Source organism: Colwellia hornerae (assembly GCF_007954355.1).
In the GTDB taxonomy this organism is placed as follows: Bacteria; Pseudomonadota; Gammaproteobacteria; order Enterobacterales; family Alteromonadaceae; genus Colwellia_A; species Colwellia_A hornerae.
In genome coordinates this window covers 87640-108468 of sequence record NZ_VOLR01000015.1, presented here as the reverse complement: position 1 = coordinate 108468, position 20829 = coordinate 87640, and the positions used below count along the sequence as shown (strand labels likewise).

The window sequence follows — 20829 nt, the reverse complement described above, 5'->3', positions numbered from 1 at the left end:
TATGACCGATGATGAAATAACTGCGAAGGCAACAACTCATGCCAAAGCAATGAAAAAAAAGTTAGCTAAGGCGATGATTGACCACTTGCCCGAAGAAGAAAGTGCTGTTTCTGTGTTCATGGCTGGTTCGCCCGGTGCAGGTAAAACTGAAACAGCTAAAAGTATTATTTCTCAGTTTAAGCAAGAACATGGTGTTGAAGTCGTTCATATTGAAAATGATGAATTACGTAAAGAGTTTGAAGATTACCAAGGTTTGAATTCTCCTCTTTTTCAAAGGCCAGCTACACTTTTAGTAGAAGCAATACATGATAGGGCGTTGAGGAAAAAAGTAAGTTTCTTACTTGATTCAACACTTTCAAGCTTTGAAAAAGCTAAATCTAATATCGAACGATCATTGAAAAGAGATCGATATGTTTTAATCATATTTGTTTATCAAGACCCTGAACAAGCATGGTGTTTAGTAAAAGCACTGGAGATTGTTGAAGGTAGGCGTGTTCCTCCAGAGGTTTTTGTTAATCAATTTTTAGAGTCACAAAGAGTCGTAAGTGAACTTAAAAAATCATTTACTAATCAAATAGATATAATTTTTATGGAAAAAAACCTTGATGGCACAAGAGAAAAGCCTTACTTTAATGTATCAGATATTGACGTATTACTTGGCAAAAAGTATAATCGCGCCTCGCTTGAAACCATTGCTGGTATAGATCAGTTTACATAATTTAATAAGGAGTAAGACATGTTTAATTCACGTGAAAAAGTTAAGTCTACGCCCTTTTCTGAATTTGTTCGAAACAGCTCAGCTAAAGATAAACGTAAATTCTTTGATAAAGTAATTAAAGAAACGGTTGCTGTACAACGCGCTATGATTGAAGAGTCTAAAGTTTGTAATTAATTTTTATTACAGATATTGTAATTATAAGCCGCCTTTTTAGAGCGGCTTTTTTGATCTTAAAATATAGAGTTATTTCTAATTTTAGTCGATGCTATTTGAGATGATTCCTCTTGTTTGATTGAGGTTATCTCGCTTGAATAACTACCTCTCAAGTAAAGTAAAATTACAGTATCATCGAATTCACTATTCAGTAATTGGCAAAGATCTTCCATATCCTCTTCATCCATAGACCGCTTGAATGCATCCATTTTTTTTGAAAGATTATACATACTAAAAATACACGCCATTACTTGCTTGTCTTCAGTTGCTTCACCACCGCCAGGATTTACAATTTTGTTAAACTCAACGGTTTCGTTTTGAGTTAATTGTGATGTGAATTCTATAGCTCTACTCTTTGCACAGCTAGGGGTGTGATCATCATAAGTTACGCCGTTTACCCATTGAGCCTTGATCCAATTTTGATGTTCACCTTTTAAAGCTCGCCCTTGTTTGCGATGAGGGCCATCATCTTTAAGTAACTCTGCTCTAATAAGTTTAATGGCTGCAAGTAATATAGGATTCTGAGTATGTTGGCTATAATCGTATTCTGTTTGTTTTAACTTACCAGGCACAACTAAAAAACTATCGGTGAAGTACGTTTGACTATCATCCTTTTTCTTTGAAACTTTATATTCTACTTGCGGTGCTATAGTGGTTCCTCGGTCAAAACCTCTCACTTCATATTTTATGCAGATGTCTTCAAAAACTTGCTGGAGACCATCGAAGTTGTTGGTATCTGAATTACTTTCTAGGTGGTTTAGTAAATCACTGTACGCTTTAATGGCGTCTAAATTAGTATAGTGCTTGGCATTGGTGTTTGTATGGTAGCCACAAGCTCTACCTATGTTAGCTTGAACTATTGCGGCAATATTGGCTATGGTGCTGTCCCATGTGTTAATTAGCGTGTTCTTCATTTCATGACCAAAATTAATGCCAGCCCTAAATCCGGCAACAGTTATGGCAATTAACTTATCGTCAAACATGGCTGCTGTTTGATATTCACGTTTAAAGTCATCAATACTAGCCAGATCAGCTTCATCAACGCCTACCAATTTCTGACCGATAATTATTATTTGTTCCTCAGCAATACCATTCTCTAATAGTATGTTTTTAGCTATCTTGGCTTGGCTACTTGGTACTCGGATTAAAGACCAACCAGATGAATCATGCTCTTTGAATTGACGAATGAACCGTCTTCTTAATAATGAATCATCACAAAAACTCCGTTGATCTTCGGCTAGTTTTACTATTTGGTTGTTGCGGTGCATTTCTCTAATACCATGATATTCACTACTGGTTTCATGAAAGACAAGGCTAGTTTTAAAATTATGACGCAATATGGAATCAGAGCCTGCTGAATACAAGGCACTAAAAGGTGTCGCTGATATAAAAGCTACTTTACACAGGGTATTTTCTTTTTCTAGGTACTCAAATATTTTGGAGTACCGAACCGCCTCTGAACTTCCACCGTAATGACATTCATCAATGATAATAAGTTTTGGTGGTTGGTGCTTAAAATGGCTAGCCAATGCTGATGCATAATTAGTGAAATTACTAACTACAACATTATTGCATGAGGCTAAGTCTTGTTTAGCTTGCTCTAATAAAGACAGATCAGCCATGGTTACTAAATAAAGCGTATCTTTTAACTGCTTACGGTCACATATTGCGATATCGTTTAACTTTTGTCGTTGTAGACCTGAAAGGGCGAGAGCAATACCTGATTTGCCAGATTGCATTTCAGCAGCGATGACAACAGCTCTGCTATCTTTGTCGAAATGTGTAAAAGCTCTATGAGCTGCTTTACGCTGATGTTCAAAGGTATTTTGTGATAATACCTTTGCTATTGCATCTCGGTGTTTATTTGCGATATTTGTCATAAACTATTGCTTCATTGAAAACTGTGATTCATCTCTTAAATCACCTGTTTTTTCTGGCAGTTTATTATGTTCTTTTTTCGCTAAAGTTTTATCTATATCGTACTCGCCACGTTTATAAAGAATAAACATGGTATCGTCGTGAGCAATATTGAAATGGTCACACATATCCCAAACGTCATGCTCTGTCATCATTGTTTTGATGACTTTACGGCGTGAAATGTTGTAAATACTGAATACGGTCGCAGTGATAAGCTTATTTTCTGATAACTCACCAGAGCCAGGTGCGACAACCCGATTAAATTCAACAAACTCTTTATTATTAAGCATATCCGTGAGCATGATAGTTCTGTCTTTTTGTGGACCATCTACACCTGCTTTTTCACGGTTGTCGTAACTATCTCCGTTGACCCACTGAGCTTTGATCCAGTTTTTCTTTTTGCCTCGCATAGCTCTATTGCCTTTAACCGAGGGTGCTCCCTTTTTAGTGAACTCTTCTCTTAAAATAGTAATGGCTGCAAGCATATGCTTGTCTTGGGTGAATAGATTAAAATCGAATTCGTGATCCAATAATTTTGCAGGTACTGCTACGTAGCTATCGGTAGCGTATGTTTCAACATCACCAATAGGTCTGCGTCTTTTATATTTAATCGTTAAGCCCACGTCTAAACCATTTACTTGATATTCCTGGCAGATATCGTCAAAAAACTCTTTTAGACCTTCGAAATCAGAAGCTGCTTGATCAGAGCATGTTCGCTCTAGGTAATCGAGAATTGCTCCATATGCTTCGGCTGCATTACTATTGGTATAATGCATTGATGTGTTGTTGTCATGATAGCCACAAGCTCGACCGACATTTGCTTGTACTACGGCAGCAACACTCGCTACGGTACTATCCCATGTTGATATAAGATTATTTTTCATCATGGCACCGAAGTTGATACCTGCTCGGCAACCTGCAACGGTTATAGCAACAAGCTTGTCACCAAATAACTGAGCGTCTTCAAATTCTTTCTTGAATCGATCTATTGTTGAAAGTTCATCTTCAGGTACACCGGATAAAGAATTACCTAAAATGAATATGTTATGCTCTTCGATGCCTTGCGAAATAAATAATTGCTTTGCATCCATAGCATTTCCAGCAGGGACACGGACCAAAGACCAACCCATCCCCTCATGCTGTTTAAATTGATTCATGAAGCTTAATCTTTGGTCTGAATCAATAAGGAAGTTACGACAGTTATCATCTAAATGTTTAAGGCGACCATTTAAGAGCATTTCCCTAACACCATAATATTCATCACTTGTTTTGTGGAAAACCAAGCGTGTACCAAAATCTCGGCGTAAAATAGAATCTCTTAAGGCATCATTAGCTGCTTGTTGTGATTCATGGAGTAATTCATCGTTATGTTCTTCTTCTGCTTCAGTGCAAATTTCTAGCGCTTCTTGATATTCAGTTTCAGCACCATACAACGCTCCAAATGGAGTAGCAGAAATAAACACAACTTTACAGGTATCATTTTCTTGTTCTAGGTAATCAAAAACACTGCTATACCTTATACCACTGACATTTGAACCATAGTGGCACTCATCTATAATAATAAGTTTTGGTGGATTACCTTTAAAGTCAGCTTCTAATGCTTTTTCAAAATTAACAAAGTTACTAACAACGACATTTTTGGCGAGCTTAAGATCATCTTCAGCCTGGTTGCGCAACGCCGTGTCGGGCATTGTCACCAAGTAGAGGGTATCTTTTAGCTGTTTACGATCACATATATCGGTATCTGATAAATTGAGTCTTTGAAAACAGCATAGGGCTAGAGCAATACCAGATTTACCAGCCTGCATTTCAGCAGCAGTAACAACAGCTCTCACATCATTATTGAAAGCTGAGTAGGTTTTTTGAGCAGCGTCAATTTGATGTTGATGAAGTGCGTCGCTTGAGAATATATCTGCAATGCGCTGGCGGTGTTTATCAGGTTGGTTCATTTGACAGTTCCATTATCATATTATTAAGGTAACTTATCATAAACGTTAAAGAAATTGTAACTGAACCGGATATATTTCCTTAGCAAAAAAATTATGTCATATTAAAAGAACATCAGTACTATTCAAACTATCATTGCTCGAATTTATATAGGTGTACTGATGTTCCGTTTTATTAAAACAACCCGCTGCTGATGCAGAAAGCTATTTTGTTGGATTAACTTCATTGTATAAAACAACTTTTTAAGTGTATTTGCTGAGTAGTTTTGACACAACACTCTCACTAAGGAGTAAAAGTGTTTTCTTCAACGATTTCACTTGGAGGATCAAACCTTTTAATAAAAGGCTTAATCCTTTCCCACGCTAGATTTTTCTCCTCAGATCTAACCTTTAACCATCTGAAATATAGTGACAAAATAGTCCTCAGCATTTTATGAAAATTTATGTCACTTTCAATTTGTTCTTTAGTTTTACCTTTAAACGATAATGGAATTTTTATCCATAAACCCCACAAAGAATTTCCCTTTTCAGCATAATGGGATAAGCGGATTGATTTTGAAGATACTTTTAATCTAATAGTTTTAATTAATAAGTTTTTAGAGCCTTTGCTAGGCTGTCGCGGCAGAGAGAAGTTTTCTATTTCATTCGTTATTTTTTTCTCAAAATTGTTTGATTTTTCAACGCTCGATTGATGCTCTTTTGAATCATAATAAATGCCTCTTTCTTGAAGTGACTTCCAACTATAACCTATACCAAGTTTTGAGCCTGTGACTTTAAATGTACCTAATGTAAATGATAAACCTCTAACCGCGTCACTTCGAGTTTGAGCAAAACAACCGATCCCTTTATTAGTTAGCTTTTCGATAAATTTTGGTAGAGATAACTTCCCTTCCTTATCTTTTAAAATATTATCAATCGCATGGCGAATGGATTGCTTTTTTGTTTTATATTTAGCGTTATTTATCACTTTTCCCGGTCCATCTGAATATGGGTTATGATCGTGATTAAGGTTATATTTTTTCTCCAATTCATTGCGAATAAGTGCAGAACTTTTAAAATTATTACCAAAAACGAGTCTTTGATGAGGAGGTGAATTACAAATGGTTGAGCAAATTATATGGCAGTGCTGATGAGCTGTGTCATTATGTCTTAGACTGATCCAGTGATGATCAGTTAAACCTAATTTTTCAGTTAAATCTCTGATTAATAAATCCCACTGGATAAGATTTAAACTTTCACCTTTTTGTAAAGAAATAACGATGTGCTCAAATGGTAATTTTACTCTAGTATTTTTAGATTCAGCTTCTATAAACTCATTAATTATTGGTTCTAAATCAGCTTCTTTGCCACTGAGTTTTATTTGTTGGCCATTTTCAAAAGCGATTAATGGATTTAAGACAGGTAAACTAGTACTACTTCCAACAAAATCAATCTTTTCTTTTGTGATCTCAAAATTTGAAGTTTCTCGTATATGCTTAATTTCACCACAGACATACTTGATTAGAATTTTAACCCTTCCTCGATTACAGCCTTTTTTGTGTTTAATGAATTCAATAATCATTTTCACCCTCTTTTTTTCTAAGAGTGAATGCCATCTCTTCAAGAGTATCTGGTGATAATGTGTTTAAAGCTATTGTTTCAATAACGTTCCTGTATTTACCACCAAAAAATTCAAACCAAATAATTGACTGACTAGCAGTTACTTGTACTAAATCAATTGAATTTTTTATATATTCATCTCTTAAATCAGTGCTTAATTTATGTTCATCATCGACTAATGAAAGGTTTAAATGCCCAATTAGATGATTAAAGTTTTGAAGTGTATGTTGCAGCTTTTGTGCATATTCTATATTTATTTCAGGCACATCAAATGATGTATTTTCTTGAGGAGAAACGGCGGATAGAATTGTGTCACGGTAGAAGTGACCAGCAGTTTTATAATTTGAATCGTGAAACGCATTCAATAATAGACTGAATTCATCCTTATTGACTTTAGTTGTAATGTTAAATTTTCTTGTATTATTTTTTAATGTCATAACTGGACCTTATCGTTATGACGAAATCAATCATTCCTATTTTTAAACCTGTTAAGGTGTTTCTCCATAAGACTTCGTCTTATTTTTCTTGTTATTTGATAGCTGCATGAGCAGCTTGTTAATAGTCGCCTGAGCGACTAACAGGGTTAAATAGTGACGATTATTGCGAAAGCAAAAATCACAACTCTTTAACATACCCTGCCTGCCTGCTATTTTTCAAAATTTTTTCTAATTAACAACTCTACATTAACAGTAAAAAAACACTAAAACAATAGCGCAACACTATGTTTTAACTGCACTTTATGGTTTGATATATATATAACCAAGAATAAAAAACAAACTAGGTTTGTTTAATTAGTGACTTATATACATAAAAATCCATCAACTATATAAACTAATTTATTTTAATTATTTTAAACATGCCTCTGTTTTAGACTAAATATATAAAAAAGACTAAACGGGAACATAAACTAGCAATAGAGTCTGAGTTTGCGAAGCAAGCGGGAAAACATACAAGGGGTAATGACATCTAACTTTCATATATGAGGATATATCACGGCAATTTATTTCCCACCGCGCAAATGGCTTTGCGCAACTCTGCCATCTCAATTGACTTACCGTAGCGATCATAAGTAATACTTCCATTTGAATGTCCCATTATTTGAGCTGCATATTGAACAGGAATACCACCTTGTTTTAGCTCTGTTGCAACAGTGTGTCGTAACGAATAAAAGTCAACATAGTCTACAGCGTTCCTTTTAAACGGATTATTACGACTGAACCAACGACTAGCCGAATGACTGAATGAACCTTTTACGGGCCTCCATTCATGAAACAACCTTTTACTACTATCACAACAACTAATCCAATGAAGGATGCCTAGTTCTATTAATTTAGGGTGAGTAGGTATGGTTCTAAGGGCATTACTTGTTTTTAGAATATCTCCTTTAATATGGATACTGTCAGCGGTAATATCTGATGGCTTCAGTTGACATATTTCATTCATCCTTGCCCCTGTATATCTGCCAATCATAATCAACCAATATCTGCGGTCAGTTTTCCCATAGGATTCGGCTAATTTAAAGACTTCTTTCAACTGCACCGCTGAATAAGCATTTCGCTTAGATGAAATATTTTCTTTCTTTAGTCTTATTTTTAAATTATCGAAAGGGTTAACACTTGAAACTGCCGAATAGTTAGCCATTATCCAATGATAAAAAGCATTAAAATATTTTAGATAACGATTGAAGGTTGTGGGTGTTTTCTCTTCCAATAGCGATTTTTTCAGCTCTATTGCATCGTCACGTTGTGGTAATAGCTCAGGGAGAAATTTAAGAGAGTTAGTCACACGTACAGCTTCTCTTGCACACCAGCGCGGAGAGTTTTCTAATAGATAAGCTTTGACGAGTTCAGCCGTTTTATGACGCTCAATATGGCGTACGTTTGATGATAAGGTGATTTTTTCAGAAAGGTTGGACTTATCTTTTAATGACTTAGCTGCTGTCTCAGTTTTTCCTGTTGAAACAAACTGACAAAGCTTTTTAAATGCTTCAGCTTTACAACCCGTTCGAAGAGATTTCCATATATTCCTATTACGATAGTAAAAAATACCATTGCGAGAATACAAATAAGGGATATTAGTTGACTTCAAATGTAGCACTCCATGTAGCAAAGCGTTGCTAATGTGGGTAACTAATTGAATCGTAAGGGATTGGTGGCAACCCTAGCAGCCACACCTCGGCACATGAGTCGTCTGCTGCGGTTGCTTCCTTCCGGATCTGGCCGAGTTCACAGAGTATCATTGCGAGGGGACCGAAAGGGTCACCATAGAAAGTTGTCGTTCTCACTTCAACGGCGCGAATTATGGCTAAAGATTTAGCTTGATGCAAGCGCTAGTTATATAAATAAAATCGTTCGCTGTTTTTTTAACCACACCAGCAGATATATAACTAAAATAACCTTTAAACTTACGGACGCTGGCGTGCTAAGCGTTCGTTAATTTCTAATAATACCGATTTGATCACCAACAAGTTTTCTTTACCTAAACGTAATAGCAGTTTATCGGCAGCATCAAGTGCTTCTATTTTTTCGTCTTTATAGCGAAACATCACACTGGGGCGAACTAAGTCTAGTGATTCTTTTGGGATCTCCATATCCAGTACCTTAGTAATAGCATCATGTAATACTTCAGTAAAATTATCATCTGGGTAGCCTAATTCTGCATAAGCTTGATCTATCAAAGGCTTCATTTCGAAATACCACTTTACTAGTGTTTCACTGTCAAATGAACGCAATAGATCAACATAAAGGGTAAAACGTCGTGTTGCTGACTCATCCCACTTCCAGTCGCTACCTGCCCCGTTGCTAACTTCATTTGCTAAAAACTTAGCATTGGGTTTAATCAATGGACTGTGTGCGTAAGCTAAATTACCTTGCGCAAAATTATCGGTGAATACCACAAAGCGGCGGATCATATCTTTATTAATGACCAGCTTTAACAGTTCTTTACGCCAAGTAAAACTTGGCAGTTTTTCTTGTACCCAAACATCACTTTCATTTAAGCTTGGTAATATTGGTTCAGGCTCAATTGCAACGAGAGGTTCTGTCTCAACCAAAGGAAAAACTTCTTCTTCTGCTAATATTGGCTCTACTATAGGCTCAGGTGGAACTTCAGCTTTAACAATAACCACCGGCGTAACCTCAACAATTTCTTGTTCGGTTGTCGATGAAACATATAACCAAACTAAACCGGCTATCACTATAGCAATAATAACGGCAATAATGCCCCAAGAGGTTTGTTTACCTTTTTGCGCTTGATCTTCCATAGGTACCTAATATTCAATTTATCTAAAGAATGCATGATGAAAAACCATTGCAACCCGTTTTGATCTAAGTTGCAAGGGAAATACGTGATCTAAAATAACTTTTGTCTAAGATTGAGTTTTTAACTTTTTTATCATTACTCGACAATTATAAAATAGCATCGTCTTGATTTTCTGGTAGTGCTTTTATAAAAGCAGGTAACTGATTACAACGCTCAACAATAGCATTAATAAGCGGAAATGCTGACATATCGACCTTGAAGCGATTTGCATTGTAAACTTGAGGAACCAGGCATAAATCAGCAATGGTCACATGATCGCCATAACAGTATTTTCCTGATACCTTTTGCAGTGTTTCTTCAAAAGCAGTAAAGCCAACGCTCATCCAATGATGACTCCAGGATAATTTATCCTCGTCTTCGACACCGAGTGTGTTCACTAGATATTGTTGAACGCGTAAATTGGTTACTGGGTGAACTTCACAAGCGATATCTAAGGCAAGTGCTTGAACTTGTGCTTTAGCATAAAGACTTTCGGGATAAAGTGCTGGTTGTGGGTATTTATTATCAAGGTAATCAAGTATTGCCATACTTTGGCTTAGCACTAAGTTGCCATCAACTGTTTCATCAATTAACGTTGGCACTAAATGAGTTGGGTTAAGTGCAGTATAAGCTTCACTGTGCTGTTCACCACCATTTCTAACTAAATGGACGGGGACAGCTTGACAATCAATGTCTTTCAAATGCAAAGCGATTCTTACTCGATATGCGGCGGACGAACGCCAATAGCCAAAAAGTTTCATCTTATATCTCTATGTTATCGGTATGAGTGATCTATATTTTTACGGTTTTTTTATTAATGTCATATTCACGTAATTTATTGGCAATAGCGGTATGACTTAAGCCTAATTTTTTTGCTAATTGTCGAGTACTTGGATAAGCCGGATATAGTTTTCTCAGTAAGTCGGCTTCAAAACTCTTAACTGCAGCATCTAATGTTCCTTCAAATTCCTGTTCTAAATAACCATATTCACGGGTATAAGCAGGTAATTGCAGATGAGAGGTCATCACGATACTACCTTCCATTAATGATACCGCGCGAATTAATACATTTTCGAGCTGACGGACATTACCTGGCCAAGGATAATGTTCGATAAAATCACGACAGTCATCAGACATAGTGACAATCGTTTTACCAATACGTTGACCGAATTTGACAATAAAAAATTCAGCCAGTGGAATAATGTCCGAACGCCTATCACGTAATGAGGGGATATTTAGGCCAAGTACATTTAAACGGTAATAAAGATCTTCTCTAAATTCGCCGGTAGAAACCATACTAAGTAAATCACAGTTGGTTGAACTGATTATCCTAACATTGACCCTTATCTCTTCCTCGTCATTGACGCGGCGAAAAGTACCATCTTGAATAACACGCAGCACTTTTGTTTGTAATTTCGGTGACATTTCACCCACTTCATCAAGAAATATCGTACCACCGTCTGCTGATTCAAATAGTCCACGCTTGGCTTTATTTTCACCTTTTGAACCCGCACCAAACAGTTCTGTTTCTGCATCATCATCGGGTAATGCTGCACAGCTTAAGGTCATAAAAGGTTTATTGCTACGATCACTCGCGGCGTGACAAGCATGAGCTAAAAGTTCTTTACCCGTGCCCGTTTCACCGACAATGAGCATTGAGGAGTCGAGGAGTGCCATGCGTTTTGCTTCTCGAATAACTTTACGCATCGAGCCACTACTCGCTTGTATACCGGCAAAATTATTTTCATTCGCTTGCTTAAAAGCACTTATTTGCTGGCCTAACCGTGCTTCTGATTTTAAAATTAATACCGCACCCGCTAAAACGGGGATACCGCTCTGGTCGGTCACATGAATAGGCATGATATCAGCAACAAAGTCATCATCTTGAAATTTTAAGCGACGCGTTTGTGCCAGTACTTCATCCGCATCTAACCAACGAGTAAAGTTAAAGCCTTTTAGCCAATTACCGACGTTGTCGCCAATAATCTCATGATCTTTACAGCCCATTATGCCTGCAGCAACAGTATTAACAATGCGTATATCACCTTTTGCATCAATAGATATAAAGGGATCGGGAAAAGTTTTAATCAGCGTGGAGAGTTCATTACGCTCACGTTCAGAAGGCATAAAAGGTGTTGTTTTTACATCATTAACACCTTCAATTAAACGTAAACGTGGCATAAAGGTTTGCAGTTGGCTGAATTCTAAGTCAGGGATATTGATGAAAATCTCGCCTGGCTGTTTTAGTTCGATGCCACGTAAATTGATTTCATGTTCAACAAATATTTCTAATACTTCTCGGGCAATGCCGACTCGATCACAACAGACAATTTCTAAACGCATTTACCTTACCTTAATAGCCAAGTATTCCTATCTGCTATTGTAAACTAATTTGTACAACAAAAAAAAGCCCCCTGAGGTAGGAGGCTGTCATTATCTAATGTAAGCAAATATTACAAAAGTTTATCGGTTTTTGCTGCACAAATGAAATCATTGCGGTGTAGCCCTTTAATAGCATGTGTCCACCAAGTAATTTTTACTTTGCCCCACTCTAATAAGATCGCTGGGTGATGAAATTCTTCTTCAGCTAATGCAGAGACTTTATTTGCAAATGCCCATGATAGTTTATAGTTCTTAAATTTGTATTCACGTTCAAGCATCATAACCCCGTCACGCACTTCTGGGATCCAATCTGGTATTTGTGCTAATAGTACCGGTAACTCTTCATCACTAACTTGTGGCGCGCCTACTTGACATGCTTCACATTTTTGTACAGATAATTGCTCAGTCATTATTTTTCCTTAACTCACATTGTTAATTTCTTTTGCTGGAAATTTCGCTGGGTGCAAGCCTAAGGCTTTTGCTTGCTCAACCAACGCCATAATATCAGACACTTCATATTTTCTTAAATCATCTAAATCACTTACTTTATTCAACATATAATAAATAGGTTGCATAACATCAATTCGATATGGCGTTCTTAGTACGTCAAGTATATTAAGTTTTTCACGTTCAACAATGTCACTTTCTGTCGCGTGAATGGTTTCGCTTGGCGAAGACAAAATACCACCACCATAAACTTTAAAGCCATCTGGGGTATCTAATAAACCAAACTCTACCGTAAACCAATATAAGCGTGCTAAGAAAACTCTTTGTTCCTTGGTCGCATTTAGACCCATTTTTCCATAAGCCTCAGTATAATCGGCAAAAGACTTATTGGTTAATAAAGGACAATGACCAAATATTTCATGAAAAATATCAGGTTCTTGTAAATAATCAAACTCTTCTCTGCTGCGAATAAAAGTAGCCACTGGGAATTTCTTTTCTGATAACAACTTAAAAAATGCACCAAAACCGATTAATGCTGGTACCGGTTCACACTGCCAACCTGTTGTTTCCTTGAGTACTTTACTCACTTCTGCTAATTGTGGAATTCGGTCATGTGGTAAATTTAATAATTTTGAGCCAAATTTATATTCGTCACACGCTTTGTCTTCAACACATTTTAATTGACGAGTGATCAATTCTTGCCAGACACTATTCTCTTCATCTGACCAATGAATGTGACCATTTTCATCAGCAACTCGCGAAATATACTTCGTCGCCATCCCCATGATATTACCTTATTTTAATTTTTATCATCATTCACTAACCAATGAGTGAGTAATGTTGTTTACTGATAATAAAACAAGCTTGATGGGAAAAATACTAAACGCCAACTGACTATTATTTAGCCAGATAATAATAGCGTATAGAAAAAATTACAAAAATGTAAAACACAAAACAATAACCAATTAAATCAATGAGATAAAAGAAACTCATTTAAGCCTAATGAAGAGTAAAACTACCTTATTAATAATTTTTTTACCTGACTGAGTATTTTTTTTCTCACTTGAGCTATTTTTGGGGTGTTTTCTTCAAAAGGAATAGGTCGACAAAGCTTAATGGTTTGAATTCCCAATCGTGACGTTAACATACCTGCACCGAGTCCTTGTGCAATGCGCGCAGATAATTTACCTAATAGCTCTACACCAACCAAATCTGCACCTAAATCAATGACTAACTCGCTAGCGCCAGCATAAGCCATGTTAACGAAAACTTGTTTGATTAGTTTTATTCGACTCCAGTAGCCAATTTTCAAACCGTACAGGCCAGCAATTTTATCAATCATCCGCAAGTTTCGCCAAAACATTAGCATCATATCAACAATGGCAATCGGACTTAAAGCAACCAGTACTACTGCCTCTGTTGAAAACTTAGCCACTTCAGCTAATGCTTTTTCATCTACTTTTGAAAGCACTTCACGGGAGTATAATTGCAGTAATTCTTCATCGCTGTATTCTTCTTTAATCAGCGATTGCCAACTTTTTTCATGCTCTGACATCAAATCACAAGGTAAATTTGCTGAGATGCTTTCACATAAGGCTTTTGCGTCAAGATGACGAGGGGAAGCTAATTCAGTTGCTAATATATTTTTTGCTTTAGCTTGCGTACGTTGTTGGCGTTTGAATTGTCTTAACGCTGAATATTCTCGTATTGCCGTTGAACCAACAATGACTGATAAGCCAAAGAGTAACACACCATACATTGCTGCTAAAATTGGAGATTGCGCAAAGCCCTGTTGAAAAAAAGTAAAGGTTTCTACGATAACAACGCCAGCAAAAACAGTGCCGACAACCCGCCATAACCAACGAGGTCTTGTTTTTTGCTGAGGGTTATCATCATTTAAATAACCTTGCTTAATTAACGATAAATCTTCTGATTCCTGCCAATCGTCATTACCGACAATGACTTGTTGGCCATTTGAAGGTAAATTACTTTTCTTTATAGTTAACTCATCATTTTCAAAAAGAATTTGTTGTTGATATTTTTCATCGAGTTCATTCATCTATTTTATCTCCAAGCAAAATGGTATTACTTGCTTCATTCTTATATTTATCAAGATCGGTCATTTCATTTTATCACCCAGTAAAAACTGCATTACTTGCTCCATGCGTATCTATTGCTGGTAAACACTTTGCTTAGCAGCTAATACATCAAGGCAGATCACTTCATTTTATCACCCAGTAAAAACTGTATTACTTGCTCCATGCGTATCTATTGCTGGTAAACACTTTGCTTAGCAGCTAATACATCAAGGCAGATCACTTCATTTTATCACCAAGTAAAAACTTCATCACTTGAGCGGTCATTTCATTTTATCACCAAGCAAAAACTTCATCACTTGATTGGTCATTTCATTTTATCACCCAGTAAAAACTGCATTACTTGATCGGTCATTTCATTTTATCACCCAGTAAAAACTGCATTACTTGATCCATGCGCAGGTGTGGTAAACATTCGTGTTGTCCAATCGGATTCATTGGAGCAAAACTTATATAATTAAAAGGCTCTCGCTGCCAAAAATTTTGCTCGGGTAGTTTACTTGGCACCGCCCCCGGAAATACGGTAATAAGCTCACCATTTTCACTACGTTTCCCACGAAGCACCGGAATGTCCTGCCCCTGATAACGACTTGTTCCTGCTTGGGTTGTTTTAACTGATGCTAACGCCAGTGTTTTCATTTCAATCACATCATAATTTAACTGATGCTTAGTTTGATAAACAAGCTGGTCGAGTAATCTTACCAAGTTATGGTGTTGCTCTGGTGTAACATGGTCAGCTTTGGTGGCAGCAAATAATAATTTATCAATTTTTGGCGCAAACAATCGAGAAAACAAACTACTTTGACCATAACTAAAGCTTTCCATGATCATGGTCATCGCCATTTTTAAATCAGCAAAACTTTCTGGGCCGTTGTTTAAGGGCGTTAAACAGTCTGCCAATACAATTTGTCGATCGAAATTAACAAAGTGTTCTTTATAAAAAGCTTTAACAACACGTTCTTTATATTCAATGAATCTGGCTCTTAACATACCGATTAAACAGTCATCACTGGCATTTTGATAAGCGTTTTTATCCATTTGCTCAAAATCAGTAAAGGGAAAAAATTGTAAGATAGGCGCATCTGCTAATTCTCCAGGTAAAATAAACCGTCCTGGCTGAATAACTGACAATCCAAGTTCATAGCGAAAGTGCAATAAAAGATCGGTATATTCTTTAGATAAATCAGCCAACATCTGCTCATCAACCTTGGCAAAGGGATCTATTTGATTAACCTTTTCAATAAAACTTTTCGCTGATTTAAACCTGGGTTCGGTAAGTAACAATGCTGTTGTTTGTTTTGACCACTGTTCGAACGTTTGATTTAACATCGGTAAATCAAGCAACCATTCTCCTGGATAATCAGTAATATCTAAGTATAAGGTTGCTGTATCACTGGCATATTTCAACAATGACTCTTTTGGCTTATAGCGAATAGCTAAGCGCATTTCACTAATACCATGGGTTGGCTCGGGCCATGTCGGCTCGTTTTGTGAAAAAGCTAACATCGCTCGGTCATATTCAAAACGGCCAATGTGTAAGTGTTTTTGAGGAACACGTTTAGCGGCAATGAAGCGCCCTTGATGAACGACATTAAAAAAACCGAGTTGTGAATTATTGCCTTCATTGACCAGTTGGTTGACTAAAGAGGTAATAAAGGCTGTTTTTCCACTGCGACTAAGGCCAGTAACAGCTAAAGTAACATGTTGATCGAGCGTTCTATTTAATAAATCGCTCGCTTTTTGTTTTAATTTATTCAGCTTTTTTTTATTTATAAATGCCATGAATTATCTTACTGAAAGTTATATTAATATTTAATGGTTACACTTAATCACAAAGACAAGTCGTCTGCTTAACTATTTAGCGGTGAACAATAAAAAAAAGCGGCAAAGGCCGCTTTTTCATTTTTGCTGATCACAGCTTATTGATTTCTCGAGAAACAGTAAACTCAGGTGAGGTAACATAATGCTCCATCGCTCGAACTTCTCTTTCTAGTGATTTAAATTTATGCCTAATGTCTTGAAAAGCTTGCTTAGGTGGCTCTCCCGATTGCCAAATACGCGATTTCACCTTAATTGATTCAGACGAAAGCTCTTCTTCTGTGTGCTTGGTAGCTGATGCATATGGTGATTGTGTTGGTTGAGATTTTTTAGCGGTTACGCCTGGTTTTTTATCTAAAATAAACCAACCCGCTATGTAAATAACGACAAACCACCCCATACCTAGTAAGACACCCGAAACCACTAGAATACGCACTAACCATGTTTCCCAACCAAAATAATCGGCTAAACCCGCGCAGACGCCAGCGATTTTTCCTTGGCTCGAGTTTCTGTATAATTCACCACGGCGCTTGTCGGTCATACCTTACTTCTCCAGTCAGGTGTTTCAGCATCTAAGATAGCCTCAAGGGTTTTAATTCTATCGGTCATCTTATCTGCTAATTCAGAAAGTTCAGATAATTGCTTGTACTCTTCTTCACTAAAACCTTGCGTTATCTGGCGCTTACTACGGTAATGTAAAATCAACCAAATAGGGGCAACTAACAACATAAAAATGATGACAGGAACCATTATAAGTTCTTCCACAATACTTCTCCTTATAGGTTATTCAACACAAACTGAGTTATTTAGTTTTGTTAGCTGATTTCATTTTAGCTTTTAATTGTGCTAATTCATCATCAATATTTTCATCAGATTCTAAATCAGCGATTTCATCCGCTAATGATTTACTCCCTAAATCAAGAGACTCAACTTGTGATTCAATATCATCAATTTTACGTTCGTAGCTGTCAAAGCGGCTAAGTGCGTCATTAACACGGCCACTGTCGATATTCTTTTTCACCTTTAAACGAGAAGTTGCTGTTTTTTCTCGCATGATAATCGCTTTTTGTCTCGCTTTAGCATCCGCTAGCTTTTCTTGTAACTGAGAAATTTCACTTTGTAATTTAGCAATGTGATCATCAACATTGTTCAACTCATCTAAAAGTGACAGCGCATTCTCACCACACTTTTTCTTTTCAACGAGCGCAGCTCTTGCTAAATCTTCACGGCCTTTGCTTAAAGCTAATTCCGCTTTTTCTTGCCATTGTTGCTCATCTTTTTCAAAACGAGTCGCTTGACGAGCTAAATCTTTCTTATCCGCTAAAATTTTAGCGGATGACGAACGTACTTCAACTAAAGTATCTTCCATTTCTTGAATGATCAATCGTACCATTTTTGCAGGATCTTCTGCTTTATCTAACAGGTTGTTAATATTCGAATTTATAATATCTGTAAACCTAGAAAAAATACCCATAACAACTTCCTCATTCAATTATTTTATTTAATGTTACTGCTATTCTTTATTCATGTTCTGCGCCAAGTTTTCCTATTAACTTAACTCCATGTTTTAAATAAAGTTATTATAATTAAAAAAAACACTTCAAACCTGATGATTAATAAAATACACTATTTGTTAGTGAAATAAACCAATTATTAGGTCAAGTAATGTCGCGTTTTAACCAAAAGGATAATCTTCTTGGACAAGCAAATAATTTTCTTGAAGTTTTAGAGCAAGTCTCACAAATAGCACCTTTGAGTAAACCCGTGCTTATTATTGGAGAAAGGGGCACCGGTAAAGAGCTTATCGCCGCTCGTCTTCATTACTTATCTAAACGTTGGGATCAAAGTTATTTAAAGCTTAATTGTGCGGCATTAAATGAGAATTTATTAGAAACAGAATTATTTGGCTATGACAGTGGTGCATTTACCGGCGCGAGTAAACGCCATGAAGGTCGTTTTGAACGTGCGGACAATGGCACTTTATTTCTTGACGAAATAGCCAATACTTCGGGTCTTATTCAAGAAAAACTATTAAGAGTTGTTGAATATGGTGAGTTTGAGCGCGTCGGTGGTTCAAGAACCATTAACACCAACGTTCGCTTAATTGCCGCAACCAATGAAGATTTACCCACCTTAGCCGATGCCGGTGAATTTAGAGCAGATTTACTTGACCGACTTGCTTTTGATGTTATAACCCTACCACCACTTCGAGAACGTATTGAAGATATTATGATGTTAGCCGAAAGCTTTGCCATTAATATGGCGCGAGAATTAGAATTTGAGCTCTTTAGTGGTTTTACTGAAAAAGCAAAACGTGCCATGCTTGAATATCATTGGCCGGGTAACGTCCGTGAATTAAAAAATGTCGTTGAACGCAGTGTGTACCGTTGTAACAACCCACATTTACCGGTACATGACTTGGTTATTGACCCTTTTGAATCACCTTATCGACCTTCTCAGCGCATTAAAACCCAAGATAGAATCTCGGTGTCCGTGCCAAGTATTGACAAAGAAAATAACGAAGAGAAACGTCAAGAAATCATTCAACAACAACTGCCAGTGAGTAAATCACTGGTCTTTCCTTTATCATTAAAAGACCTTTCTCAAGATTATGAAATTGATTTGATTCAATCAGCTTTAGAAAGTTGTCAATATAATCAAAAGAAAACTGCCGACGCACTCAAATTAACCTATCATCAACTAAGAGGTTACTTGAAAAAGTACAACTTATTAGAAAGTGCAGTAGACGAAGGGTAGTTAAGTTATATGTCGATATTCGCTGTTAACAAACATTTATTGAAAATAATGACATTGCCCTTTTTATGCTGGGTAACGGCATGTAATAGCGATAATGATCAATCATTAAGTGACCATAGTATTGTCTATTGCTCAGAGGGTTCTCCTGAAAGTTTTAACCCGCAAACGGTGACCTCTGGTACCACCATTGATGCTACGTCTAATCAACTCTACAACCGATTAATTTCATTTCGAGGTGAAGATAATACTATCGCACCCTCGCTAGCAAAATCTTGGCATGTGACACGTGATGGTAAAATGGTTACTTTCTATTTGCGCAAAAATGTCGCCTTTCATCAAACAGATTATTTTACCCCAACACGCTTTTTTAATGCTGATGATGTACTGTTCAGTTTTAACCGTATTTTATTACCCAAGCATCCGTTTCATCAAGTTTCGGGAGGGAAATATCCTTTTTTTCAAAGTGTAAGTTTTTCAAATGTCGTTGAAAGTATTGAAAAAATCAATGAGTACACCATACGTTTTAAGTTTAAATACGCGGACAGTTCTATATTGGCTAACATTGCCAGTGATTTTGCGGTGATATTATCAAAGGAATATGCTGACACCTTAGTGTTAAAAAATATTAAGCGAGAAATAGACACGCTGCCTATTGGTACGGGTCCCTTTAAACTAAAAGATTATCGCCCCGGCGCTTATATTCGCTATGCTCCCCATAAGCCATATTGGGATGAACCGAGTACCTTAGAGCAACTTATTTTTGATATAACGCCGAGTAATACTGGGCGATTAACAAAATTATTAGCCGGTGAGTGTGATGTTATTGCTTTCCCCATTGCTCATAACAAGATAAAAAGTAAACCTGAATTAAAGCTACAAGCGGTTACTTCGTTTAATGTCGGCTATCTTGGTTTTAACACGCTAAAGCCGCCTTTTAATAATGTAAAAGTTCGACAAGCCGTCGCATTAGCGGTTAACAAGCAAGCCATTATTGATACGGTATATCAATCAAAAGCGGATATAGCACACAGTCTCTTACCGAGAACATCTTGGGCTTATGATAAGCATACTTTGCCACAAACCTATGACTTAGCGGCTGCAAAAAAACTATTAACTGAAGCAGGTTTTCCAAACGGTTTCACCATGAATTTATGGGCGTTACCTGTGCAACGGGCATACAATCCTGACGCGGTTACCATGGCGAAATTAATTCAAGCAGATTTAAAGAAAATAGGGATCAATGTACTGATTGAAAATTCACTCGATATGGGCTCTTTTCTTGAACAGCTTTCAAAAGGTGAGCATCAAAGTGTTTTATTAGGCTGGTCAGCCGATCACCCAGACCCTGATAATTTTTTCACGCCACTATTGAGCTGCTCTTCGGCTAAAAGTGGTAACAACAGAACATTCTGGTGTCATAAAGAGTTTGATAACTTGATACAGCAAGCATTAGAAACCACCAATGTCGCTCAGCGCAAAGAATTCTATAGCCATGCGTTAGCGATTATTTCTACTGAGGTACCGCTAATACCCATTGCCCACTCTAAACGATTTCAAGCAAGGAAGAATATTGTTAAAGGAGAATTATTATCTCCCTTTGGTGGTATCGATTTTAGTAAGGTGAGTAAAAACTAAT

19 protein-coding genes and 1 other RNA gene are annotated in these 20829 nt (G+C 36.9%); 4 read left to right on the top strand and 16 right to left on the bottom strand.

Translation table 11 applies throughout. The features are described 5' to 3' along the window. The first annotated feature begins 1 nt into the window (after position 1). Both ESZ26_RS11960 and ESZ26_RS19245 read left to right on the top strand, forming a co-directional pair. Positions 2 to 718: a zeta toxin family protein gene (locus tag ESZ26_RS11960; protein WP_146799742.1), complete on the top strand. Its 717-nt coding sequence runs from the start codon at positions 2 to 4 to the stop codon at positions 716 to 718. A gap of 18 nt (positions 719 to 736) precedes the next feature. Then, positions 737 to 892 (top strand): hypothetical protein, encoded by a 156-nt coding sequence (locus ESZ26_RS19245; RefSeq protein ID WP_170246370.1) that lies wholly within the window; start codon positions 737 to 739, stop codon positions 890 to 892. A 56-nt stretch (positions 893 to 948) separates the two neighbouring features. Here the strand turns inward: ESZ26_RS19245 and ESZ26_RS11955 are convergent, their stop codons facing one another. The 16 genes from ESZ26_RS11955 to pspA form a co-directional block, all read right to left on the bottom strand. Then, positions 949 to 2811, bottom strand: a complete 1863-nt coding sequence (locus tag ESZ26_RS11955) for a DEAD/DEAH box helicase family protein (protein ID WP_146799741.1) — start codon at positions 2809 to 2811, stop codon at positions 949 to 951. 3 nt (positions 2812 to 2814) lie between these two features. Further along, positions 2815 to 4797 carry a DEAD/DEAH box helicase family protein gene (locus ESZ26_RS11950; RefSeq protein WP_146799740.1) on the bottom strand — a complete coding sequence of 661 codons (1983 nt, stop codon included), beginning with the start codon at positions 4795 to 4797 and terminating at the stop codon, positions 2815 to 2817. A gap of 280 nt (positions 4798 to 5077) precedes the next feature. Beyond that, on the bottom strand, positions 5078 to 6355 hold the full coding sequence (locus tag ESZ26_RS11945; RefSeq protein ID WP_146799739.1) for a relaxase/mobilization nuclease domain-containing protein: 1278 nt from the start codon (positions 6353 to 6355) through the stop codon (positions 5078 to 5080). Further along, entirely contained in the window at positions 6345 to 6830 is a 486-nt protein-coding gene (locus tag ESZ26_RS11940) for a hypothetical protein (protein ID WP_146799738.1), read from the bottom strand. The genes ESZ26_RS11945 and ESZ26_RS11940 overlap by 11 nt, the downstream gene beginning before the upstream one ends. Positions 6831 to 7383: 553 nt before the next feature. Further along, positions 7384 to 8481 (bottom strand): site-specific integrase, encoded by a 1098-nt coding sequence (locus ESZ26_RS11935; RefSeq protein WP_146799737.1) that lies wholly within the window; start codon positions 8479 to 8481, stop codon positions 7384 to 7386. A gap of 70 nt (positions 8482 to 8551) precedes the next feature. Then, positions 8552 to 8648: signal recognition particle sRNA small type (ffs, locus tag ESZ26_RS11930), an RNA gene on the bottom strand. A 149-nt stretch (positions 8649 to 8797) separates the two neighbouring features. Continuing rightward, positions 8798 to 9655 (bottom strand): DUF3014 domain-containing protein, encoded by an 858-nt coding sequence (locus ESZ26_RS11925; protein WP_146799736.1) that lies wholly within the window; start codon positions 9653 to 9655, stop codon positions 8798 to 8800. Between the two features lie 145 nt (positions 9656 to 9800). Beyond that, positions 9801 to 10454 (bottom strand): maleylacetoacetate isomerase, encoded by a 654-nt coding sequence (gene maiA, locus ESZ26_RS11920; protein WP_146799735.1) that lies wholly within the window; start codon positions 10452 to 10454, stop codon positions 9801 to 9803. Between the two features lie 31 nt (positions 10455 to 10485). Continuing rightward, a complete protein-coding gene (gene tyrR / locus ESZ26_RS11915; protein WP_146799734.1) occupies positions 10486 to 12036 on the bottom strand; it encodes a transcriptional regulator TyrR in 1551 nt (516 codons plus the stop codon). 110 nt (positions 12037 to 12146) lie between these two features. Then, the gene (locus ESZ26_RS11910) at positions 12147 to 12485 is read right to left on the bottom strand and encodes a 4a-hydroxytetrahydrobiopterin dehydratase (RefSeq protein ID WP_146799733.1); all 339 of its coding nucleotides are present in this window, start codon (positions 12483 to 12485) and stop codon (positions 12147 to 12149) included. A gap of 9 nt (positions 12486 to 12494) precedes the next feature. Then, on the bottom strand, positions 12495 to 13307 hold the full coding sequence (phhA, locus tag ESZ26_RS11905) for a phenylalanine 4-monooxygenase (RefSeq protein ID WP_146799732.1): 813 nt from the start codon (positions 13305 to 13307) through the stop codon (positions 12495 to 12497). Positions 13308 to 13537: 230 nt separating this feature from the next. Continuing rightward, entirely contained in the window at positions 13538 to 14581 is a 1044-nt protein-coding gene (locus ESZ26_RS11900; protein WP_146799731.1) for a YcjF family protein, read from the bottom strand. 388 nt (positions 14582 to 14969) lie between these two features. Beyond that, positions 14970 to 16400 (bottom strand): YcjX family GTP-binding protein, encoded by a 1431-nt coding sequence (locus ESZ26_RS11895; protein WP_146799730.1) that lies wholly within the window; start codon positions 16398 to 16400, stop codon positions 14970 to 14972. A 130-nt stretch (positions 16401 to 16530) separates the two neighbouring features. Next, positions 16531 to 16977, bottom strand: a complete 447-nt coding sequence (gene pspC / locus ESZ26_RS11890; RefSeq protein ID WP_146799729.1) for an envelope stress response membrane protein PspC — start codon at positions 16975 to 16977, stop codon at positions 16531 to 16533. Next, positions 16974 to 17186: an envelope stress response membrane protein PspB gene (gene pspB, locus ESZ26_RS11885; protein WP_070376993.1), complete on the bottom strand. Its 213-nt coding sequence runs from the start codon at positions 17184 to 17186 to the stop codon at positions 16974 to 16976. The genes pspC and pspB overlap by 4 nt, the downstream gene beginning before the upstream one ends. 52 nt (positions 17187 to 17238) lie before the next feature. Next, entirely contained in the window at positions 17239 to 17910 is a 672-nt protein-coding gene (gene pspA, locus ESZ26_RS11880; RefSeq protein ID WP_146799728.1) for a phage shock protein PspA, read from the bottom strand. 191 nt (positions 17911 to 18101) lie between these two features. On the opposite strand from pspA, the gene pspF reads away from it, so the two are divergent. Beyond that, entirely contained in the window at positions 18102 to 19193 is a 1092-nt protein-coding gene (pspF, locus tag ESZ26_RS11875) for a phage shock protein operon transcriptional activator (RefSeq protein ID WP_146799727.1), read from the top strand. 9 nt (positions 19194 to 19202) lie between these two features. Beyond that, positions 19203 to 20828: an ABC transporter substrate-binding protein gene (locus ESZ26_RS11870; protein ID WP_146799726.1), complete on the top strand. Its 1626-nt coding sequence runs from the start codon at positions 19203 to 19205 to the stop codon at positions 20826 to 20828. The last annotated feature ends 1 nt before the right edge of the window (position 20829 follow it).